This window comes from Micromonospora sp. WMMD1120 (assembly GCF_029626235.1).
GTDB lineage: Bacteria > Actinomycetota > Actinomycetes > Mycobacteriales > Micromonosporaceae > Micromonospora.
In genome coordinates, this window is the sequence record NZ_JARUBO010000005.1 from 184,466 (window position 1) to 206,904 (window position 22,439).

At 72.6% G+C, this 22,439-nt stretch carries 16 protein-coding genes; 6 read left to right on the plus strand and 10 right to left on the minus strand.

Annotated elements, in window-relative coordinates; translation table 11 throughout:
• The first annotated feature begins 156 nt into the window (after nt 1–156).
• The 3 genes from O7634_RS00915 to O7634_RS00925 are packed head-to-tail and all read left to right on the plus strand — an operon-like array spanning nt 157 to nt 2,793.
• Nucleotides 157–1,404: a MurT ligase domain-containing protein gene (locus O7634_RS00915; RefSeq protein WP_278153820.1), complete on the plus strand. Its 1,248-nt coding sequence runs from the start codon at nt 157–159 to the stop codon at nt 1,402–1,404.
• Entirely contained in the window at nt 1,394–2,113 is a 720-nt protein-coding gene (locus O7634_RS00920) for a glutamine amidotransferase (protein ID WP_278148276.1), read from the plus strand. The genes O7634_RS00915 and O7634_RS00920 overlap by 11 nt, the downstream gene beginning before the upstream one ends.
• On the plus strand, nt 2,110–2,793 hold the full coding sequence (locus tag O7634_RS00925; RefSeq protein WP_278148277.1) for a VTT domain-containing protein: 684 nt from the start codon (nt 2,110–2,112) through the stop codon (nt 2,791–2,793). The genes O7634_RS00920 and O7634_RS00925 overlap by 4 nt, the downstream gene beginning before the upstream one ends.
• A 248-nt stretch (nt 2,794–3,041) precedes the next feature.
• Here the strand turns inward: O7634_RS00925 and leuS are convergent, their stop codons facing one another.
• Complete coding sequence (leuS, locus tag O7634_RS00930) at nt 3,042–5,882, minus strand: leucine--tRNA ligase (RefSeq protein ID WP_278148278.1); 2,841 nt, start codon at nt 5,880–5,882, stop codon at nt 3,042–3,044.
• Nucleotides 5,883–6,311: 429 nt separating this feature from the next.
• On the opposite strand from leuS, the gene O7634_RS00935 reads away from it, so the two are divergent.
• Genes O7634_RS00935 through O7634_RS00945 form a run of 3 tightly spaced genes read left to right on the plus strand, consistent with a single transcriptional unit; the run spans nt 6,312 to nt 11,152 of the window.
• Nucleotides 6,312–7,364, plus strand: coding sequence for a MoxR family ATPase (locus tag O7634_RS00935; RefSeq protein ID WP_278148279.1), 1,053 nt, complete (start codon nt 6,312–6,314; stop codon nt 7,362–7,364).
• A 1-nt stretch (nt 7,365) separates the two neighbouring features.
• Nucleotides 7,366–8,664 (plus strand): DUF58 domain-containing protein, encoded by a 1,299-nt coding sequence (locus O7634_RS00940; RefSeq protein ID WP_278148280.1) that lies wholly within the window; start codon nt 7,366–7,368, stop codon nt 8,662–8,664.
• A gap of 16 nt (nt 8,665–8,680) precedes the next feature.
• Complete coding sequence (locus O7634_RS00945) at nt 8,681–11,152, plus strand: DUF3488 and transglutaminase-like domain-containing protein (protein WP_278148281.1); 2,472 nt, start codon at nt 8,681–8,683, stop codon at nt 11,150–11,152.
• A 546-nt stretch (nt 11,153–11,698) separates the two neighbouring features.
• Here O7634_RS00945 and O7634_RS00950 read toward each other — a convergent pair.
• From O7634_RS00950 to O7634_RS00990, 9 genes are all read right to left on the minus strand, one after another.
• A complete protein-coding gene (locus tag O7634_RS00950; RefSeq protein ID WP_278148282.1) occupies nt 11,699–12,100 on the minus strand; it encodes a DUF3040 domain-containing protein in 402 nt (133 codons plus the stop codon).
• A 115-nt stretch (nt 12,101–12,215) separates the two neighbouring features.
• Entirely contained in the window at nt 12,216–13,475 is a 1,260-nt protein-coding gene (locus O7634_RS00955) for a DNA polymerase IV (RefSeq protein ID WP_278148283.1), read from the minus strand.
• Nucleotides 13,476–13,517: 42 nt separating this feature from the next.
• Nucleotides 13,518–14,690: a nucleotide pyrophosphatase/phosphodiesterase family protein gene (locus O7634_RS00960; protein WP_278148284.1), complete on the minus strand. Its 1,173-nt coding sequence runs from the start codon at nt 14,688–14,690 to the stop codon at nt 13,518–13,520.
• Nucleotides 14,687–15,454, minus strand: a complete 768-nt coding sequence (locus O7634_RS00965) for a methyltransferase domain-containing protein (RefSeq protein WP_278148285.1) — start codon at nt 15,452–15,454, stop codon at nt 14,687–14,689. Before O7634_RS00965 ends, O7634_RS00960 begins: the two co-directional genes overlap by 4 nt.
• 9 nt (nt 15,455–15,463) lie before the next feature.
• Nucleotides 15,464–16,387, minus strand: a complete 924-nt coding sequence (locus O7634_RS00970) for a carbohydrate ABC transporter permease (RefSeq protein WP_278148286.1) — start codon at nt 16,385–16,387, stop codon at nt 15,464–15,466.
• Nucleotides 16,384–16,557: a hypothetical protein gene (locus O7634_RS00975; RefSeq protein WP_278148287.1), complete on the minus strand. Its 174-nt coding sequence runs from the start codon at nt 16,555–16,557 to the stop codon at nt 16,384–16,386. Before O7634_RS00975 ends, O7634_RS00970 begins: the two co-directional genes overlap by 4 nt.
• Nucleotides 16,557–17,504, minus strand: coding sequence for a sugar ABC transporter permease (locus O7634_RS00980; RefSeq protein WP_278148288.1), 948 nt, complete (start codon nt 17,502–17,504; stop codon nt 16,557–16,559). The genes O7634_RS00975 and O7634_RS00980 overlap by 1 nt, the downstream gene beginning before the upstream one ends.
• Before the next feature lie 6 nt (nt 17,505–17,510).
• On the minus strand, nt 17,511–18,860 hold the full coding sequence (locus tag O7634_RS00985; RefSeq protein ID WP_278148289.1) for an extracellular solute-binding protein: 1,350 nt from the start codon (nt 18,858–18,860) through the stop codon (nt 17,511–17,513).
• 96 nt (nt 18,861–18,956) lie between these two features.
• Complete coding sequence (locus O7634_RS00990) at nt 18,957–22,319, minus strand: error-prone DNA polymerase (protein WP_278153821.1); 3,363 nt, start codon at nt 22,317–22,319, stop codon at nt 18,957–18,959.
• Nucleotides 22,320–22,439: the final 120 nt, after the last annotated feature.

A 22,439-nucleotide genomic window follows, 5' to 3' on the forward strand; every position in this document is an offset into this window, starting at 1 on the left:
CCACCCGGCGTGGTCCGCTTTCCGACATTGATCGACTCCGTCCGGGGGAGACCGCCCCGGCCGCGCGCCCGAGCGCCACGGCCGAACGGTTCGCCGTCGGCGGCGATCTGGTGGGGCGGGCGGTCCGGTAACCTCGCTCGCGTGACGGACGCGAAAATGCCCCTACGGGCCAAGGTGGCCAGCTCCGTGTCACGGACCGCCGCGGCGCTCTCCCGGGCGGCCGGCCGTGGCGACGGTTCGGTGATCGGCGGGTGGATCGGCCTGAAGATCGACCCGGACCTGCTGGCCCACCTGTCGGCCGGGCGCGCCATCGCGCTCGTCTCCGGCACCAACGGCAAGACCACCACCACCCGGCTGACCTCCGCCGCCGTCGGCGTGCTCGGCCGGGTCGCCACCAACTCGTTCGGCGCCAACATGCCCACCGGGCACACCTCCGCGCTGGCCAAGGCCGGCAGCACCCCGTACGCGGTGCTGGAGGTCGACGAGCACTACCTGGCCCAGGTGCTGGAGGCGACCGAACCACACGTCGTCGCCCTGCTGAACCTCTCCCGCGACCAGCTGGACCGCGCCAAGGAGGTCGCCATGATGGCGCAGCTCTGGCGCGCGGCGCTGGTCCGGCACAGCGACGTACGGGTGGTGGCCAACGCCGACGACCCGATGGTGGTCTGGGCCGCGACCCCACCCGGCGATCCCGCCCGGGGCATCCGCCCACCGCACGTGACCTGGTTCAGCGCCGGCCAGCGCTGGCACGACGACTCCTGGGTCTGCCCGGAGTGCGGCTCCACGATCCAGCGCACGGGTGAGCAGTGGTGGTGCACCGGGTGCCCGCTGCGCCGCCCGGAACCGCAGTGGGTCGTCGAGGACGAGGGGGTGCTCGACCCCACCGGCGCCTGGCACAAGGTCTCCCTGCAACTGCCCGGTCGGGTCAACATCGGCAACGCCGCGACCGCGCTGGCGGTGGCCGCCGAGTTCGGCGTCCGCCCCGTCGACGCGGTGTCCCGCCTCGGCATCGTCACCTCGGTGGCCGGCCGCTACGCGCAGGTCGACAGGGACGGGCGCAACATCCGGCTGTTGCTCGCCAAGAACCCGGCCAGTTGGCTGGAGGCGTTCGACATGGCCGACGAGGCGCCCACCCTGCTCTCCATCAACGCACGGGACCCAGACGGCCTGGACACCTCCTGGCTCTTCGACGTCGACTTCGCGCCGCTGCGCGGCCGTCAGGTGTTGATCACCGGTGACCGGGCATACGACCTGGCGGTACGACTGGACGTCAACGACGTGCCGTTCCAGCACGTCCGCACGTTCGACGACGCCGTCCGGTCGGTCCCGCCCGGCCGGCTGGAGGTCATCGCGAACTACACCGCGTTCCAGGACATCCGAGCGGAGTTGGACCGTGTCAACTGAGAGCCTGCGCATCGTCTGGATCTACCCCGACCTGCTCTCCACCTACGGCGACCGGGGCAACGCCCTGATCCTCGCCCGCCGGGCCCGGCAACGCGGGATGCCCGTCGAGGTGGTGGAGGTCCGCTCCGACCAGCCGCTGCCCGCGACCGCCGACATCTACCTGGTGGGCGGCGGCGAGGACGGGCCGCAGGCGCTGGGCGCGCAGCGGCTGCTCGCCGACGGCGGCCTGCACCGGGCGGTCGCCCAGGGTTCGGTGGTGTTCGGCGTCTGCGCCGGCTACCAGTTGCTCGGCACCTCCTTCTTCGCGAAGGGTGTGCAGTGCCGTGGGCTGGAGCTGCTCGACCTCCAGTCCGACCGCGGCCCGAGCCGCGCGGTGGGCGAGCTGGCCGGTGAGATCGACCCACGACTGGGCCTGCCCCCGCTGACCGGCTTCGAGAACCACGGTGGCCGCACCCACCTCGGCCCGGAGGTCTCCCCGCTGGCCCGGGTCACCGCCGGGGTCGGCAACGACGGCGCCACCGAGGGCGCGTGGCGCGGCAAGCTCCTGGGCACGTACTCGCACGGCCCGGCCCTGGCCCGCAACCCGGCCCTGGCCGACCTGCTGCTGCGCTGGGCCACCGGAGCGCACCAGCTCCCACCACTCGACGACACCTGGTCGGACCGGCTCCGCAACGAGCGCCGCTCCGCGGTGGCCGCCGCCCGGGCATGATCCACGCCGTCCGGCGGTTGCTCCGGCAGCCGTCGGCCGCCCGGTTCGCCCTGCTCCTGCTGCTGATCGGTGGCTGCGGGCTGCTGCTGCTCCTGGTGCCCCGGCCGGACCCGGAGCAGCTACCGCTGCTGGCCGACCGGCTGGGTGACCTCGCTCCGGTGGCGGCGATCCTCGGCGGCGCGCTGCTGCTGGTCGCGCTGGTGCCCCGGACCTTCATCACGCTCGCCGCGGGGGCGATCTTCGGTCCCCTGGAGGGCGCCGCGTACGCCCTGGGCGCCGCGCTGGTCGCCGCGGCCATCGGCTTCACCGTCGGTCGGTTGCTCGGCCGGGAGTTCGTGGCCGAACGGGTCCGTGGCCGGCTGGCCCGCCTGGACGGCTGGTTCGCCCGGCAGAGCGTGCTCGGTGTGATCACCGTACGACTGCTGCCCATCGCCGGGTTCGGGCTGGTCAGCTACGGCTACGGCACGACCGGGGCGCGGGTGCTGCCGTTCCTGGCCGGCAGTGTGCTCGCGTCCGCGCCGACCGCCTTCGGGTACGCGGCGCTCGGCGCGGCGGTCAGCTCCCCCGGCCACGTCAACTGGTACGCCGCCGCCCCCGCCAGCCTCGGCCTGATCGCCAGCCTGGTGCTGATCCACCAGTGGTGGCGCGCCGAGCGCCGCCGCCGAATCCCACACCCCTAACCCCACCCACCCCCACCCCGCCCCCAAACCCCCGCGCCCCCGCGCCCCGCCCCCACACCCCCGCCCCACACGCCCACGATCTTGCAGTTCCTGTCCCGACGAACCGCCCCTCAAGGGGCGAATCGGCAACCGAAACTGCAAGATCGGCGAGGCGCGGAGCGCCGCGAGGCGCGGAGCGCCGCGAGGCGCGGAGCGCGCGCGGCCGCGCCCCGCGGCCGGGCGCGGGGCGCGGGGCGCGGCGTGACGGGTTAGGCGACCACGGAGACCATTCGGCCCTTCACGACGATGACCTTGCGCGGTGCCTTGCCGGCCAGCGACGCGGCCACCGCGTCCAGGGCCGCCGCGCGGACGGTCTCCTCGGCGGCGTCGGCGGGGACCTCGACGCGCCCCCGGACCTTGCCGTTGACCTGCACCGGGTAGGTCACCGTCTCGGCCACCAGCAGCGCCGGGTCGGCGGTCGGAAAGTCCACGTACGTCAGCGAGGTGTCGTGGCCCAGCCTGCGCCACAGCTCCTCGGCCAGGTGCGGAGCGAACGGCGCCACCATCAGCACCAGCGGCTCGGCCACCTCGCGGGGCGTCGCCGACAGCCCGGTCAGCCCGTTGGTCAGCTGGATCAGCTTGGCGATGGCGGTGTTGAACCGGATGCCGTCCATGTCGCCGCGCACACCGTCGATGACCTTGTGCAGCAGCCGGCGGGTCGCCTCGTCGGCCGGGTCCTCGGTGACCCGCAGCGCGCCGGTCTGCTCGTCGACGACAGCGCGCCAGACCCGTTGCAGGAACCGGTACGAGCCGACCACGGCCCGGGTCTCCCAGGGGCGGGACACCTCCAGCGGACCCATCGACATCTCGTACACCCGGAAGGTGTCCGCGCCGTACGCCGCGCACATGTCGTCGGGGGTCACCACGTTCTTCAGCGACTTGCCCATCTTGCCGTACTCGCGGTTGACCACCAGGTCTTCCAGGTAGTACGCGCCGTCGCGCTCGACCACGTCCTCGGCCTGCACGTAGCTGCCGCGCGAGTCGGTGTAGGCGTACGCCTGGATCATGCCCTGGTTGAACAGCTTGCGGAACGGCTCGAACGACGACACGTGCCCCAGGTCGTACAGCACCTTGTGCCAGAACCGCGCGTACAGCAGGTGCAGCACGGCGTGCTCGGCGCCGCCGACGTACAGGTCGGTGCCCCCGCAGTCGCCCTCGCCGCGCGGACCCATCCAGTACCGCTCGTTCTCCGCGTCGACGAACCGCTCCGAGTTGGTCGGGTCCAGGTAGCGCAGCTCGTACCAGCAGGAGCCGGCCCACTGCGGCATCACGTTGGTCTCCCGGGTGTAGCGCTTCGGCCCGTCACCCAGGTCCAGCTCGACCTCGACCCAGTCGCGCCGCCGCGACAGCGGGGTCTCCGGGTTGCTGTTTGCGTCGTCGGGGTCGAACGTCTTCGGCGAGAAGTCGTCCACCTCCGGCAGCTCGACCGGCAGCATCTCCTCCGGCAGGGCGATGGCAGCGCCGGTCTCGTCGTAGACGATCGGGAACGGCTCACCCCAGTACCGCTGCCGGGAGAACAGCCAGTCGCGCAGCCGGTAGGTCACCGCGCCGGTGCCGTGCCCGTTCGCCTCCAGCCACGCGATGATGGCGGCCTTGGCGTCGGCGACCCCCAGGCCGTTCAGGTCCAGGCCGCGCTCGGGCGCGGCGCTGTTGATGGCCGGGCCGTCCCCGGTGTACGCCGCGCCGTCGAAGCCCTCCGCCGGCTGCACGGTACGCACGATGGGCAGCTCGAAGACCTCGGCGAACGCCCAGTCCCGCTCGTCCTGCGCGGGCACCGCCATGATCGCGCCGGTGCCGTAACCGGCCAGCACGTAGTCCGCGATGAAGATCGGGATCTGCCCGCCGGTGACCGGGTTGGTGGCGTACGCCCCGATGAAGACGCCGGTCTTCTCCTTCGTGTCGGCCTGCCGCTCGACGTCGGTCTTCGCGGCGGCGGCCTTGCGGTACGCCTCGACGGCCGCACGCGGGCTGGCGTGACCGCCGGTCCAGACCTCGCGCGTGCCCTCCGGCCAGGCGGCCGGCGCCAGCGTGTCGACCAGCTCGTGCTCGGGGGCCAGCACCATGTAGGTGGCGCCGAAGATGGTGTCCGGACGGGTCGTGAAGACCCGGACCGGGGCCGCGGTGGTCGGGAAGTCGATGTGCGCTCCCTGCGACCGGCCGATCCAGTTGCGCTGCATCAGCTTGATCGGCTCGGGCCAGTCCAGGCTGTCCAGGTCGTCCAGCAGCCGGTCACCGTACGCGGTGATGCGCATCATCCACTGCTTCAGGTTGCGCTTGAAGACCGGGTAGTTGCCCCGCTCCGAGCGCCCCTCGGCGGTGACCTCCTCGTTCGCCAGCACGGTGCCCAGGCCGGGGCACCAGTTCACCGGCGCCTGCGAGACGTACGCCAGTCGGTGGTCGTCGACGACCTGGCGGCGCTCGGCGACGCTCAGCTCGGCCCATGCGCGCCCGTCCGGCGTGGGCCGGTTGCCGCCCTCGAACTCGGCGATCAGCTCGGCGATCGGGCGGGCCCGGCCGGCGTCGTTGTCGTACCAGGAGTTGAAGACCTGCAGGAAGATCCACTGGGTCCAGCGGTAGAAGTCGGTGTCGATGGTCGCCACCGAGCGCCGCTCGTCGTGCGCCAGGCCCAGCCGGCGCAGCTGCGCCCTGTACCGCTCGATGTTCTGCTCGGTGGTGGTCCTCGGGTGGGTGCCGGTCTGCACGGCGTACTGCTCGGCGGGCAGGCCGAACGCGTCGAACCCCATCGCGTGCAGCACGTTGTGGCCGGCCATCCGCTGGTAGCGGGCGTAGCAGTCGGTGCCGATGTAGCCCAGCGGGTGGCCCACGTGCAGGCCCGCCCCGGAGGGGTACGGGAACATGTCCAGCACGTACAGCTTCTCCGCGTCGGCGCGCGGGTGGGTCGGGTCGGCCAGCGGGCCGGTCGGGTTCGGCGCGTGGAAAGTGCCCTCGCGTGCCCAGATGTCCTGCCAACGGATCTCGATCTCGTCGGCCAGGGCCGCTGTGTACCGGAACGGGGGGATGTCGTCCGCCGGTGCGGCTGCCTCGCTCATCGTCTCTCCTCGCTTCGCTTCGCTTCGTCTCGGCGCCACCGGGCCGGACCGGCAGCGGGCACAAAAAAGCCCCTCGCGCAGGAGGGGCCGCCGTGCTGTCGCTGTGTCAGCGCATCAGCACGGCCCGGTAAGAAGCAGGAAGACTCCGGCCATGTCCCGCAGTGTACCCCGCCACCCGGTCCGTTGACGCGGCACTATCGCCGGGCCGGACCCGCGTACCCGTCGGCGCTTCGGCACCGTCCCTCCGCCTGGCTGATATCCGGTGCGTAACCGGCGGACTACCTGCGGGGTTCGGCGATAACGACAAACATGGTTAGCCTGAGAGGCCAGTGAGATTCCTGCGGCAATCGAGGCTCGACGTCGCGAACCCAACGGCGGGTCCAGGTGCTCTACAACAGAGCTGCCGTGACGGCGACGAGGAGGAGGCCCGTGACACAACAGACCTGGGACGAGGTGGGCGGCCTGCTGCCGCACGACGAGTTCCGCGCCGCCAGCGAGGCCATCGTGGCCAACATCGAGCAGGTCATCGAGGGTAAGACCGCCACCGTGCGGCTCGCTCTGGCCGTGCTGCTCGCCGAGGGCCACCTCCTCATCGAAGACGTTCCCGGGGTCGGCAAGACCAAACTGGCCAAGGCCCTCGCGCGGTCCATCGACTGCACGGTGCGCCGTATCCAGTTCACTCCCGACCTGCTGCCCAGCGATGTCACCGGCGTCAGCGTCTACAACCAGGAGACCCACGACTTCGAGTTCCGCCCCGGCGCCGTGTTCGCCAACCTGGTGGTCGGCGACGAGATCAACCGTGCCTCCCCCAAGACGCAGTCGGCGTTGCTGGAGTGCATGGAGGAGCGGCAGGTCACCGTCGACGGGGTGACCTACCAGCTCCAGACCCCCTTCATGGTCATCGCCACGCAGAACCCGATCGAGATGGAGGGGACCTACCCGCTGCCGGAGGCGCAGCGGGACCGGTTCACCGCCCGCATCGCGATGGGTTACCCGGATTCCGGGGCCGAGCTGGCGATGCTCGACGGGCACGGCGCGACCGACCCGCTGCACGAGCTGCGCCCGGTCTCCGACGCCGCCACCGTCCGGCAGCTCATCGCCACCGTCCGGCAGGTGCACGTCGCGGACGCGGTCAAGCAGTACGCGATCGACCTGGTCACCGCCACCCGCGAAGCCCCCGACCTGCGTCTCGGCGCGTCCCCCCGGGCGACCCTGCAACTGCTGCGCACCGCTCGGGCGGTCGCCGCCCTGGAGGGCCGCGACTACGTCCTCCCCGACGACCTCCAGGCGCTCGCGGTGCCGGTGCTCGCGCACCGCATCATCCCGACCGCCGACGCGCAGCTCGCCCGCCGCACCACCGACGCGATCGTCTCGGAGCTGGTGCACCGCCTGCCGCTGCCGCACGACAGGCAGCGCAACCCCTACGACACCCGGCCCGCCACCGGCAACGGTCGCGCGCCCTACGAGCCACGGAGGCCATGACGTGCGTGCCGGGCTGCGCGGGCTGACCACCCGCGGCCGCTCCTTCCTCGCCGCCGCGGTGGCGGCAGCGGTCTCGGCCGGCATCCTCGGCGAGAAGGACCTGCTCCGGGTGGCGGTGCTGCTGGCCATCCTGCCGTTGCTCGCCGCCGCCTACGTCGGGCGCAGCCGGTACAAGCTGGCCTGCAACCGTTCCCTGGACCCGCACCGGGTTCCGGTCGGCGCCAACTCCCGGGTCGTGCTGCGCCTGCAGAACCTGTCCCGGCTGCCGACCGGCACCCTCCTGCTGGAGGACCGGCTGCCGTACGCGCTGGGCAGCCGGCCCCGGGTGGTGTTGGAGCGGCTCGGCGCGCACCAGGCCAGCTCCGTGGCGTACACCGTGCGGGCCGACGTGCGCGGGCGCTACGACGTGGGCCCGCTGGTGGTCCGGATGACCGACCCGTTCGGTCTCTGCGAGCTGGCCCGGTCCTTCCCCAGCACCGACCACCTGACGGTGATCCCGCAGGTCACCCCGCTGCCGTCGGTCCGGCTCCCCGGGGAGTACGCGGGCAGTGGCGACAGCCGGGCCCGCTCGGTGGCCGTGCACGGTGAGGACGACGCGGCGACCCGGGAGTACCGGCGCGGCGACGACCTGCGGCGAGTGCACTGGAAGTCCACGGCGCGCACCGGCGAGCTGATGGTGCGCCGCGAGGAGCAACCGTGGGAGAGCCGGGCCACCGTCGTCCTGGACACCCGGGCGTACGGCCACCGCGGCGAGGGCCCGACGGCCAGTTTCGAGTGGGCCGTCTCCGCGGCCGCGAGCATCGCCGTGCACCTGCGCCAGGCCGGCTACAAGCTGCGCCTGGTCACCGGCTCGGGGGTGGACGTGGACGCCTCGGAGGCCGGCGGTGACGGGGTGCTGCTGGACCACCTCGCGGAGGTCCGGCTGGATCAGCGCGCCGAGGTCGCCAGCCTGGTGCAGCGGGTTCGCGAGCGCGCCGACGGCGGTCTGATCATCGGCCTGTTCGGCACCGTGAGCGTGGCCGAGGCGGAGCTGCTGGCCGGGCTGCGGGGCAACGGCGCCACCTGCGTCGGTTTCCTCCTGAACAGCTCCACCTGGCTCAGCCTGCCGGAGAAGGCCCGCGCCGAGGCGGAGCACGCGCACGCCGCCTCCGCGCTCGCCATGCTGCAGAGCGGTTGGCGGGTGGTCGGCGTCGACCACGGCGCCCGGCTCCCGGCGCTCTGGCCGCAGGCCGGCCGGGGCTCCCAGGGGTTCGCCCTGCGCGCCGCGCTGGCCGAGACGGTGGCCGGCGGCGTCCGATGAACGGAAGGTCCCCCTCATGACCCCCAGTCGGAACATCGGCGTGGTGGCGGCCGCCGCCACGCTGCTGGCCGCCGCGCCGCTGTCGGCCATCTTCCAGGGCTGGACGTGGCTGCTCGAGTCCATCATCGCGGTCGCCGTGGTGGCCGGTGTGGCGGCGTTGACCCGACTGGCCCGGGCACCCCTGTGGGGTCAGGTGCTGGGCATGCTGGCCGGCCTGGCGCTCGCCCTGACCTGGCTGTTCCCCAGCGGCAAGGAACTCCTCGCCGTGCTGCCCACGCCGAGCACGTTCGGCTACTTCGCCGACCTGCTGTCCGCCTCCGTGCAGGACATGCGCTCGTACGGGGTCGAGGTTCCGGACACCGATCCGCTGCTGTTCATCGCCGTGCTCGGCGTCGGCGGCGTCGCCGTACTCGTGGACGTCCTGGCCGTGGGGCTGCGCCGGCCCGCGCTGGCCGGGCTGCCGATGCTCGCCATCTACTCGGTGCCGGTCGCCGTCTACGTGGACAGCGTCCCGGCGGTGCCGTTCGTGGTCGGCGCCGCCGGCTACCTCTGGCTGCTGGTCACCGACAACGTCGACCGCGTACGCCGCTTCGGCCGCCGGTTCACCGGCGACGGCCGCGACGTCGACGTGTGGGAGGCCTCGCCGCTGGCGGCCGCCGGCCGCCGGCTCGCGGTGGTCGGGGTGGTGCTGGCGGTGATGCTGCCGCTGGCGGTGCCCGGCATGACCGGCGGGCTGCTCGACTCGCTCAGCCGGGGGTCGGGCAACGGCAGTGGCAACGGCACCGGTCCGGGCGGCACGTCGGGCCGGATCGACCTGTTCGCCTCGCTCGCCGGCCAGCTCAACCAGTCCCAGGTGTCCGATCTGGTCAAGGTGACCACGTCCGAGCCGAACCCGTTCTACCTGCGGTACGCGGTCGCCGACGAGCTGCGACCCAACGGTTTCCAGGCGCGCAGCCCGAGCGGTCGGTCGGTCAACCGGAACCTGCCCGACCCGCTCGAACGGGCTGGCCGGGGCGTGCAGCAGACGACCTACCGGGCGACCGTCGAGGTCACCAAGAGCCTGAGCATGTCGCTGATGCCGGTGTACGCCGAGCCGGTGCGCGCCGACGACCTCAGCGACAACTGGCTGTACGACCCCGGCCAGCAGGTCGTCTTCTCCAACCGGGAGAACTCCCGGGGCCGGAAGTACTCCTTCGACTACGTCCGCTCGACGTTCACGCCGGCGGTCCTGCGGGCCGCGCAGCCGCTGTCCACCGAGCACCCGATACGCCGGCAGATGACCGCCACCCCCGGGCCGGTGCCGGAGGTGGAGGAGCTGGTCAAGGGGCTGATCCAGGGCAAGCGCACGGACTACGACCGGGTGCTGGCGATCTACCAGCACTTCTCCGCGGACAACGGGTTCAGCTACCGGTTGAGCACCGCGAGCGGCAGCAGCGGCCAGGACATCGTCAACTTCCTGACCAACAAGGTCGGCTACTGCCAGCAGTACGCCGCCGCGATGGCCTGGCTGGTCCGCTCGGCCGGCATCCCGGCCCGGGTGGCGTTCGGTTTCACCAACGGCAGCAACCGCGACGGCGACACCTTCACGCTGACGAACCTCAACCTGCACGCCTGGACCGAGGTCTACTTCAACGGGGTGGGTTGGGTGCCGTTCGACGCCACCCCGGCGTACGGGGTGCCGGGCTCCACCCGGTCCGCCTGGGCACCGGACACCGACGCGCCGGAGCCGACCACGCCGGGCAGCGGCACCGCCGAGACCCCGACGGATCCCGAGGCGACGGCCGGGCCGGCCGGACCGGACAACGCCGACCGGGACATCGACGACGGGCTCTCCCTCGGCGGGACGACGCCGGACGAGCAGCCACCGGCCTGGCCGTGGTGGGCAGCGGGCGTGGTGGCGCTGCTGCTCCTGCTCGCGGTGCCCGCGCTGCGCCGCGCGGCGCTGCGCCGACGACGGGCCGGCCGGGCGGCGAGGGCCGCGACGGCCCCCGTGACGGTCGACACCGGCACCGGACCGGACACCCGACCGGTGGTGGTCGGCGCGGACGCCAACCAGGCCCGCGCGGACGCGCACGCCGCCTGGGCGGAGTTGCTGGACACGCTCGTGGACTTCCGGGTCCCGGTCGATCCGACCGAGACGCCCCGGGCGACAGCCGACCGGCTGGTCCGGGACACGCTGACGGACGACGACGCGATCGGGTCGGCACGGCTGCTCGGCCGGGCGGAGGAGCGGGCCCGCTACGCGCGGGATCCGCTGACCGGTGAGCGACTGCTGCCCGCCCTCCGTACGCTCCGGGGCGCGCTCGCCGCACGGGCGGATCGACGCACCCGCCTGGCCGCCGCCGTGCTGCCGCCGTCGGTGCTGCTGCACTGGCGAACCGCCCTTGCGGACCGCTCCAGCCGGATGGTGGCGCTGACCGCGCAGGCCCGGCACCGGCTGCTGCGCTGGAACCCCCGGCGACTGCTGGCCGGACGAGCGGCCCGCTGACCAACCCAACCCGAGGCGCCGGGGCGGCGCCCACCCCCGCCGCCCCGCTCTCATCCCCGCCCCACCCCCGCCCCACCCTCATCCCCACCCCGCCCCGCCCCACCCTCGCCCCCGCGATCTTGCACTAGCTGTCGTCGGTATGCCCCTTTTGACGGCTAATGTCTAGACAGAAACTGCAAGATCGCGTGGGGGTGAGGGGGTGAGGGGGCGGGGCGGGGCGGGGGGCGCGCCAGGCCACCAAGATCGTGCTCGATCCAGGAAAGAGGCCCCTCAACGCGCCCCGAGGCCACTACTTCCAGGACCGAGCGCGATCAACGGAGGGGCCCAGCGCGCCGGAAGGGCACGGGAAACCGACACCAGCGCGATCACGCGGAGGGTTTCGCGGCGCGCCGGGAGCGTGCGGATTCCGACGCCGCCACGCCCAGGGTTGGGCGCGATCACGCCGACAGACTGCGACGCGCCGGGGCGCGCGGATACGACGGAAGTCGCCGGGTGTCCGGCGACCGGCTCGTCGCGGCGTACGACCGCCTCAGCGGCGGGACGGGCTCAGCGGTGCCCCTCCGGGCGCTGCCGCCACCTGTCCTCCATCCGGTCCAGCAGCGACGACCGGCGACCGGTACGGCCACCACCGCGCGGACGGCGACGACTCGTCGTGCCGCCCACCACGTGCAGGTCGGGTGACTGCGCCCGACGGTGGGACTGCACCGCGAACGCGGCCGACGCCAGCATGACGACGAAGCCCGCCACCGCCAGCGGTGGGGTCTTGATCACCGCGCCATAGACCAGTAGAGCCAAGCCAGCAATGATCACGCCGGCGGCGACGAGCAGGCGACGCCGCGCGTGGAAGCGCGGATCGCTGGCGCGCACGGCCGAGGCGAATTTGGGGTCCTCGGCAAGCGACCGCTCGATCTGCTCGAACAGCCGCTGCTCGTGCTCCGAGAGCGGCACGGCACTCCTCCCCGGTCACGTTGGTCGGCCCACTCGGGCCGACAGACCGTGGCAGCCATCCGGCTGCTTACCCGCAAGTCTACGAGGGGGGTCGCGCGTCGGAAAGCGGGACGACCTACGGGTGCTCTGGATTTTCCTTTCGACGGGGATCACGGTCGCCCATCAGACTGGCCGGACCTATGACGGACCGCCCGAAACGGGCAGCAGCGGCGTCCGCGGCAGCTTCGGCCTCCCGCCAACCACGTTCGGGGGCGCCGAGAGCGAGCTGTTGGGAGAGGCCCTGCGCCGGGGCGAGCCCTTCCATCCGCACACCGACGAGGCGGATCCGCTCGCCCGGGTCCAACGCGGTGTAGAGCGCCCAGGCCGTGTCGAACATCTCCCGGGCGGTATCGGTGGGCACGTCGAGGGTCCGGGACCGGCTCACGGTGCGGAAGTCGGCCAGCCGGACCTTCAGCGCGACGGTGCGCCCGACCTGGCCGGAGCCACGCAACCGGACGCCGACCTTCGCGCTGAGCGCCAGAAGCGCACGGCGGATCTCCAGCGGGTCGGCCACGTCGACGTCGAAGGTCACCTCCGCGCCGATCGACTTGTCCACGTGCTCGGGGCTGACCCGGCGCGGGTCCCGTCCCCAGGCCAGCTCGTGCAGGTGCGTCGCCGAGGCGGCGCCGACCGCGCGGCGGAGCATGCCCACCGGCGCCTCGGCGAGGTCGCCGACAGTGGCCAGGCCGAGCCGGCGCAGCGCCTCGGCGGCCCGCTCCCCCACCCCCCACAACGCGTTCACCGGCAACGGGTGCAGGAAGTCGAGCACCTGCCCGTGCGGGACGACCAGCAGGCCGTCCGGCTTGGCCCGGGTGGAGCCCAGCTTGGCAACGAACTTGCTCGGCGCCACCCCCACCGAGCAGGTCAACGCCTGCTCGTCGGCGACCCGGCGGCGGATCAGCCGGGCGATGGTGGCCGGGGAGCCGAAGAGGCGGCGTGCGCCGGTCACGTCCAGGAACGCCTCGTCGAGGGAGAGCGGCTCGACGAGCGGGGTGACGTCCCGGAAGATCTGCATGACCGCCCGCGAGGCCGCCGAGTAGGCGGTGAAATCCGGTGCCAGGTAGACCGCCTGCGGGCAGCGGGCACGCGCCTGGCTGGTCGGCATCGCGCTGCGGACGCCGTAGCGGCGGGCCTCGTAGCTGGCCGAGCTGACCACCCCGCGTGGCCCGAGCCCGCCGACGATCACCGGCCGGCCGCGGAGCTCGGGTCGGCGGCGCACCTCGACGGCGGCGAAGAAGGCGTCCATGTCGACGTGCAGGATCGGGCTGCCGGAGTCGTCGGCATCCGGCCCGAAGCGCGGATCGCCGCCCCGGGGCAACGACTGACTGCGGCCCATCACGGCAGGTTAACCCGGGGGTACGACAGCACCGCCCGGCGGTCAGCCCCGGACGACCAGCAGCGGCACCGTCAGCTCGGTCGCGGTGTCCGACCCGTGGTACGCCACCAGCTTCGACGCCATCGGCCGCTCGGTACGACTGGCCATGACCGCGTACGTGTCGTTGCAGATCACCACGACGTCGCCGATCCGTGCGAGGTGCTCCTCGGCGACCGGCCCGAACCAGCCGGTTGCCACCACGGCGTCGCGGGTGCGGACCCGCGCCGCCTCGCCCAGCACCTCCGACCACGCGGCCATCACGTCGTCGACAGCGCCCGGCTCGACGTGCAGGTAACGCACCCGCGCCTCGCCGGCCACCAGCCGTACACCGGCCCGCAGGCGCGAGTCGGTGTCCAGGTCGAAGCGGTGCGCGGCGGGGATGTCGAGCTGCCCGTGGTCGGCGGTCACCAGCAGCGCCGCGTCCGACGGCAGCCCGTCGACCAGCCGGGCGAGCAGGCCGTCCACCTCGGTGGCGGCGATCCGCCAGGGCTCCGAGTCGACGCCGTGGACGTGGCCGTACCGGTCCAGGTCGGCGTGGTAACCGGAGACTAGCGTCGGCCCGGAGCCGGTGGCCAGGGCGGCCAGCATGGCGTCGGCCACCGCCTGGCCGCCGGCGGCGCCCCGGAAGTCGCCGCCCCGGTTCGCGGCCAGCGTCAACCCGCTGCCACCGAACTCCGGACGGCTCACCACCGTCGTGGTCACCCCCGCGGCGCGGGCGCGTTCAAGCTGGGTGGGCACCGGCTGCCAGGTCAACGGTGACGGGTCGGCGGCCCAGTCGGTGTGGGTGAGCACCCGGTCGGTGCCGGGCACCCGCACGGTGAAGCCGACCACCCCGTGCGCCCCCGGAGCGACACCGGTGCCCAGCGACACCAGGCTGGTCGGGGTGGTGGACGGGAAGCCGGCGACGAGCGGCCGGCCCACCGTCGCCGCGAGTCCGGCGAGGGTCGGCGCGTACGGCGCGGCGGTCGGCACCTGGTACCACCCGAGCCCGTCCACCAGCAGCACGGCGATCCGACGTACGCCGACCAGCGCGGGCACGAGCCCGAGCGGATCGGGTGAGCCGGGCACGCCCAGCACGGCCAGCGCGCTGGGCAGCACGTCGGCGAGACGGCCGTCGCCGTGCTCCGGCCCGAGGACGTCCAGCGGCGCCGGCGGGCCGCCCGGTGCGGCGATCATGCCGGTCGGCGGGCGAACAGGTGCAGTTGGGCGGCGAGGTCGCGGTACGGCACCTGGGCTGCCAGCGCGCGTTCCAGGTCGACCACGGCGGCGGACTGCCCGTCCGAGACGGCGGCCGGCAGCAGGTCGGCGAGCACGCGTACCCCGTGGATCTCCTCGACCATGAGCCCGGCGGCGCCGAGCAGCGCGGCGGCCCCGGTCGCGTCGTAGCGTCGCCGCAGGGTGTCGCGCGGGCCGGCGGTGCCGGCCGGGTCGGCGGCCAGGGCGGCCGCGACGTCCAGGTGCCCGTTCATCGCCCGGCCCAGCACGGCGGCGGCCCGGCCGGCCAACAGCACGCTCGCGGCGCCACCGGGGCGCAGCGCGGTGGCCACCGCGGTCACCACCGGCGTCGGATCGTCGACGACCTCCAGGACGGCGTGGCACAGCACCAGGTCGACGCCGGCCGGCTCGACCAGCCCGGCGAGCGCGTCACCGTCGCCCTGCACGGCGACGACCCGGTCGGCGACCCCGGCCTCGGCGGCGCGGCGGGTCAGCGCTGCCAACGCGTCCGGGCTGGCGTCGACCACAGTGACGCGGTGCCCGGCCTGGGCGAGGGGTACGGCGAAGCCGCCGGTGCCGCCGCCCACGTCCAGCACGGTCAGCTCGGCGTCGCCGCGTCGGTCCAGCTCGGCGCGCAGCACCGACCAGATCACTGCGGTACGGGGGGTCAGCGGCGGTCCGGCGAACCGGCCTCGGGTCTGCTCCACCCGGTCGAGCCTAGTCACCTGCCGCGCTCAGCCCTTACGGCCGGTGGTGGCGATGCCCTCGACGAAGTGCCGCTGCGCCAGGAAGAACAGAATGATCATCGGGATGGTGGCCAGGACGCTGCCGGCGAGCACGATCTCCCACTGCTGCTCACCGCCGTAGCCGAACCGGTCCAGCACCACCTTGAGACCGCGCGGCAGGGTGTAGAGCTGCTCGTCGCGCAGGTAGATGAGCGGCTTGAGCAGGTCCGTCCAACTGGCCTTGAACTCGAACACGAAGGCGACCAGCAACGCCGGTCGGATCAGCGGAAACGCCATCTTCCAGAACAACTGCGGATAGCTCGCCCCGTCCACCCGGGCGGCCTCGAAGTATTCCCGCGGCAGCGACAGCAGGAACTGCCGCAGCAGGAAGATGTAGAACGCGGAGCCGAACAGGTTGCCCGCCCAGAGCGGCACCTGCGTGTTCGTCAGACCCAGGTTCGACCAGATCAGGTACGTCGGGATCATGGTGACCGCGAACGGCAGCATCATGGTCGCCAGCACCAGCCCGAAGAGCAGGTTGCGACCGGGAAACCGGAAGTAGGCGAAGCCGAAGGCCACCCAGGCGCTGGAGAGGGTGACCGCCGTGGCGGCGGCGACCCCGACCACCACGCTGTTGCCGAACCAGGTCAGCAGCGGCACGGCCCGCCACGCCTCGGCGTAGTTCTCCGGGGCGAACGGCAGGGGCAGGAAGCCGGGGGCGAAGACGTACTCCCGGGGGCGCAGTGAGGCGCTGACCAGCCAGACGAACGGCAGCATGAAGATCACCGCGGCGCCGACGAGAGCCGCGACGAAGAGCACCCGGCGCCAGGGTGACCGGCCGGGCTCCTCGGCCGGCGGGCGGCGCGCCGCCGACCGGGCCGGCCGGAGGCCGGGTACCGGTGCGGCGGCGCTGCGTTCGACGGCTGTCGTCACGGCTGGTTCCCGGCTGCCAACTCGTCCTCCGCCCGGGACCGCCGGGCGTTCGCCACCGGCCCGTCGGTGACCTGGTACTCGCGCGGCTCCAGGCGCTGGGCGGGCACCCAGCCGGCGGTCAGTCGGGTCCGTCGCGCGTTGGCCACGCCGTTGTGGCCCATCATGCCCATCACTTGTCTTCCCCCTCGTAGTACACGAACCGGTTGCTGAGTTTCACCTGCACCAGGGTGATCACCAAGATAATCACGAAGAGCAGCCAGGCCATCGCCGAGGCGAGGCCCATGTGGAGGAACTGGAACGCCTCCCGGAACAGGTGGATGACGTAGAAGCTCGCCGCGTCGCTGTTGAACGAGCTCTGGGTCTGCCGGTTACCGAAGTACATCGTGTAGACCTCGGTGAACATCTGTAGCGACGCGATCGTGTTGACGATCAACGTGAAGAACAGCGCCCCCGAGATCATCGGCAGGGTGACCGAGCGGAACCGGGCCCAGGGGCCTGCGCCGTCGATGGCCGCCGCCTCGTACAGGTCGCGCGGGACGTTCTGCAACGCGGCCAGGTAGATGATCACGGTGGAGCCGAGACTCCACAGGCTCATCAGGATGATGCCCGGCATCACCCAGTTCGGGTCGGTGGTCCAACTCGGACCGGAAACCCCGACCCATCCGAGCGCCCGGTTGATCAAGCCGTCCTGGGTGTTGAGCAACAGCAGGAACAGGATGCCGACGGCCACCGCCGGGGTCATCACCGGCAGGTAGAAGACGGTCCGGAAGAACCCCTGCAACCGGCCGACCCGCTTGAGCAGCAGCGCCAACCCCAGCGAGATCAGCATCACCAGCGGCACGTGCAGCGCCGTGTAGTAGACCGTGTTGCCCAGGCTGCGGGCGACCGACGGGTCGCTCATCAGCTCCCGGTAGTTGTCCAGCCCGGTGTACTCGGGTGGGTTGATCACGTCGTACTCGGTGAAGCTCAACCACAGGCTCGCGACCATCGGCCCGGCGTAGAAGACCAGGAACCCGACGATCCAGGGCGCCAGGAAGAGGTACGCCCAGCGGGCCTCCCGCCGGGCCAGCGGCGTACGGCGACGCCGGCCCGGGGCGGGAGCGGTGACGGTGGCCACCGTCTCCTACTTCGCGGCCTTGTCGAGGGCCGCCGCGGCCTCTCCCTGGGCCCGCCGCAACGCCTGTGCGGGCTGCTCCTGACCGGCGAGCACCCGGTTGACGGCGTCGTAGTACGCCTTGTCGAACTCGGCGCCGGCCGGCGAGGCGGGCACCGCGAACGCGGCGTCCTGCACCGAGCGGATGGTGACCACCGCGTCGTCGAAGCGCTTGTTGCCGGTCGGCTGGTACAGCTCGTCGAAGATCCTCTTGTCCGCCTCCTCGTTGGCGGTGTAGAGGCCGGTGAACGGCTGACCGGCGGCCTTGCGGGCGTCCACCCGGGCCTTGGCGGCGGCCACCCAGGTGTCGGTGGCGGTCATCTGCTTGACGAACGCGCACGCGGCGTCCGGGTTCTTCGCGCCCTTGGTGATCACCCAGGCCTGCCCGGCGGACTGGGTCAGCGGCCTGCCCTGCCGGTCCACGAACGGCTTGACCACCAGCTCGGCGTTCGGGGTGTTCTTGGCGGCCTGGTTGAGGAACCACTCCTCCATGGGCCACGCCACGATCTGGTTCTTCGACAGCGGGTTCTGCGCGCCGAAGAAGTCGAAGGTGTCCCGGAACGACTTGAAGTTTCCCCAGCCACCCTGCTGCCGGATGAGGTTGACCCCGGTGGTCAGCGCTTCGATCACCTTGGGGTCGTCCAGCTTGGCGGTACGGCCGTCGGCGGAGAGCATGTCGGCTCCGTTGGCCTTGGCCCACATCGGCAGGAACTCGGGGATCTTCGGGTCGATGCCGATCCGGGTGAGCCGCCCGCCGGAGACCGCGGCCAACCTCGCGTTGAGCGCGGGCAGCGCCGCCCAGTCCGCCAGGTTCACCTGGTCGGCGGTCATACCGAGCTGCTTGAGCAGCGCTTCGTTGAGGTAGACCACCCGGACCGTGGAGAACTCCGGGATGCCGTAGACGGTGCCGTCGAGGGTGACCTGCTCGCGCGCGGCGGGCCGGTACTGCGCGAGGTCGATGTTCTGCTTCTCGACACAGTCGGTGAGCGGCTGGATGGAGCCGCGCTTGGCGTACGTGCCGATCAGTTTGCGGTCCATGTAGACCAGGTCCGGCGGGTTGCCCGAGGCGACGGCGGAGAGGAACTGCTGCTCGTCGAAGGCGCCCTCGGTGATCGTCAGCTCGACGTCCGGGTGGTCCCGCTTGAACGCGTCGACGCGGGTGGTGGCGATCTCGTCGGAGAAGCCGAAACCCATGGTGCTGAGCGTGCCCCTGGTGGCGGTGCCGCCCTGCTCGCCGTCGCCGCCACCGACGCCTCCGCAGCCGGCGAGCGCCACTGTGAGCGCGCCGACGACCGCTGTCGCCCGCAGTATCCGTGCCATCTGGTCCTCCCCGAATCCGCGCGCCGCACCGCCCGCGCGACCTGCACTGCTCCTCTTCTCCTCGACTCCGAGCCCGAAACACCGGTAACGAAAAGATCACCGAAAGTCACGGGAGGCGGGGCTGACCGGCGGCTCGATCGCGTCCAGCCGGTCGGCGACCAGGTTGGTCACCCCCTCGTGCCGCTGCAACCGCCCCCGGACCACCAGCGCGGCGCTGGTCCGGGCCACCCGCCGGTAGCGCTGCCACAACCCCGGTGAGCAGGTGACGTTGAGCATCCCGGTCTCGTCCTCCAGGTTGAGGAAGGTGACCCCGCCCGCGGTCGCCGGACGTTGTCGGTGGGTGACGATGCCGCCGACGCGGATCCGCTGTCCCGGTTCCACCCGGCCCAGCCGGGCGATCGGCACCGCGCCGAGCACGTCGAGCTGCCCCCTGATGAACCGGGCGGGATGGCTCTCCGGGGACAACCCGGTGGCCCACACGTCGGCGACCAGCCGGTCCACCGCCTCCATCCCCGGCAGCGTCGGGGCCGCCGCGCCGGTCACCGTGCCGGGCAGCCGGCCCGGCCGGTCCTGGGCCGCCGCGCCGGCGGCCCAGAGCGCCTGCCGCCGGGTCAGGCCGAAACAGGCGAAGGCGTCCGCGGTGGCCAACGCCTCCAGCTGCGCCGCGGTGAGACCGACCCGCCGGGCCAGATCCGGCATGTCCCGGTACGGCCCGTGCGCCGCCCGCTCGGCCTCGATCCGCTCGGCCACCTCGACGCCGAGGGTACGCACGCTGGACAGCCCCAACCGGACGGCCGGCCCGCCCAGCCCCCAGGCGTGCGGCGGCTCCCCCGGCACGCTGCCCCAGCGGGTGTCCGGGGTGGACTCCAACACCGCCTTCGCGCCGCTGGCGTTGATGTCCGGGCGGTGGACCTGCACCCCGTGCCGGCGGGCGTCGTCGACCAGGGTCTGCGGGGAGTAGAAGCCCATCGGTTGGGCGTTGAGCAGCGCGGCCAGGAACGGCGCCGGGTGGTAGCGCTTGAGCCAGGAGCTGGCGTACACCAGGTAGGCGAAGCTCATCGCGTGGCTCTCCGGGAAACCGTAGCTGGCGAACGCGGTGAGCTTGCGGTAGACGTCGTCGGCCAGCTCGCCGGTGATGCCCCGCTCGGCCATCCCGGCGTAGAGCCGGTCGGCGATCCGGTTCATCCGCTCGACCGAGCGTTTGGCGCCCATCGCCCGACGCAGCTGGTCGGCCTCGGCCGCGTCGAAGCCGGCCAGGTCGATGGCGAGCTGCATCAACTGCTCCTGGAACAGCGGCACCCCCAGGGTCTTCTCCAGCGCGTTGCGCATCAGCGGGTGCGCGAAGGTCACCGGCTCCTGGCCGTTCTTGCGCCTGATGAACGGGTGCACCGAGCCACCCTGGATCGGACCGGGCCGGATCAGCGCCACCTCGACCACCAGGTCGTAGAACTCGCGCGGCTTGAGCCGGGGCAGGGTGGCCATCTGGGCCCGACTCTCCACCTGGAACACCCCCACCGAGTCGGCCCGGCAGAGCATGTCGTAGACCTCCGGGTCGTCCAGGGTCATGTCACCCAGGTCGAGACTCTCGCCGATCATGTCGTAGCCGTAGTGCAGGGCGGAGAGCATGCCGAGGCCGAGCAGGTCGAACTTGACCAGGCCCACAGCGGCGCAGTCGTCCTTGTCCCACTGCAGGACGCTGCGCCCGGGCATCCGCCCCCACTCCACCGGGCAGACCTCGATCACCGGCCGGTCGCAGATCACCATGCCGCCGGAGTGGATGCCCAGGTGCCGGGGGAACGTCTGCAACTCGTTGGCGTACTGCACCACCTGCTCGGGGATGTTCTCGACGTCGACGGTGGCGACCGAGCCCCACCTGTCGATCTGCTTGCTCCAGGCGTCCTGCTGCCCCGGCGAGTAACCGAACGCCTTGGCCACGTCCCGCACCGCCGACCGGGGCCGGTAGGAGATGACGTTGGCGACCTGGGCGGCGTGCTCCCGGCCGTAGCGGGTGTAGACGTGCTGGATCACCTCCTCCCGCCGGTCGGACTCGATGTCCACGTCGATGTCCGGTGGGCCGTCCCGTTCCGGGGCGAGGAAGCGCTCGAAGAGCAGTTGGTGCCGGACCGCGTCCACGTTGGTGATCCGCAGCGCGTAGCAGACCGCCGAGTTGGCCGCCGACCCCCGGCCCTGGCAGTAGATGTCCTGCTTCCGGCAGAACGTGACGATGTCGTAGACCACCAGGAAGTAGCCGGGGAATCCCAACTCCTCGATCATGTTCAGTTCGTGGTCGAGCTGCGCGTACGCCGTCGGGTGCGCCTGCGGCGGCCCGTAGCGCTCGCGGGCCCCGTCGGCGGTCAGCTTCCGCAGCCAGCTCATCTCGGTGTGCCCCGGCGGCACCGGGTACGCCGGCAACCGCGGCGCAACCAGTTGCAGGTCGAAGGCCAGCTCCGCGCCGAACTCGGCGGCCCGCGCCACCGCCCCCGGGTACGCGGCGAACCGGGCCGCCATCTCCGCCCCGCTGCGCAGGTGGGCGGTGGCCGCCGCGGGCAACCAGCCGTCGATCTCGTCCAGACTGCGCCGGGCCCGCACCGCGGCGACGGTGGTGGCCAGGCGACGCCGGCCGGGGCTGGCGTAGTGCACGTTGTTGCTGGCCACCGTCGGCAGCCCGGCCGCGGCGGCCAGTTCGGCGAGCGCGTCGTTGCGGTCGGCGTCGACCGGATGACCGTGGTCGGTCAGCTCCACCGCCACCGTCTCCGCCCCGAAGAGCGCGGTCAGCCGGTCCAACTCGCGGGCCGCCGCGTCCACCCCCTCGGTGAGCAGGGCCCCCGGCACGTGCCCCTTGCGGCAGCCGGTCAACACCAGCACGTGGTCGCGCAGCTCGGCGGCGACCTCCTCCAGCTCCCCGTAGACCGGGCGGCCCTTCTCCCCACCCCGCAACTGGGCGCGGGCGATGGTGGTGGCCAGCCGGGCGTACCCCTCGTGGCCGTGCGCGAGCACCAGCAGGTGCGCGCCGTGCGGGTCCGGCTCGCCGTTCTGCGGGCCGGGCAGCCCGAGGGACAGCTCCGCGCCGAAGATGGTCGGCAGGCCCAGCGTACGAGCCGCCTCGGCGAAGCGGACCACCCCGTAGAAGCCGTCGTGGTCGGTGACGGCGAGCGCGGTGAGCCCCAGCCGGGCCGCCTCCTCGGCCAGCTCCTCCGGGTGACTGGCACCGTCGAGAAAGCTGAAGTTGGTGTGCGCGTGCAGCTCCGCGTAGGGCACCACGCCGTCCGGGCGGGTCAGCTCCGGTGGCTGGTACTGCTCGCGCCGACGGCTCCAGGCTGGGGAGTCGCCCCCGTCGGCGTCCACGGCGAGCGGGTCCACCACGTGCAGGTGCCGTTCGCCAGGCCTCTTGCCGCCGGGTTTTCCGGAGAGCACCCGCTCCAGCTCCGACCAGGGCATCTTCGGGTTGTGGAAGCTCATCGGGCCGCCCTCCCGGGTGGCCGGGTCCCGGCGGCCGGACCCGCTGGCGAGCGACATACCTGAGAGTCATAGATATGCCTGACAGTCATATCGCTCTTCGGGACGCCCGCCTCCGACCTG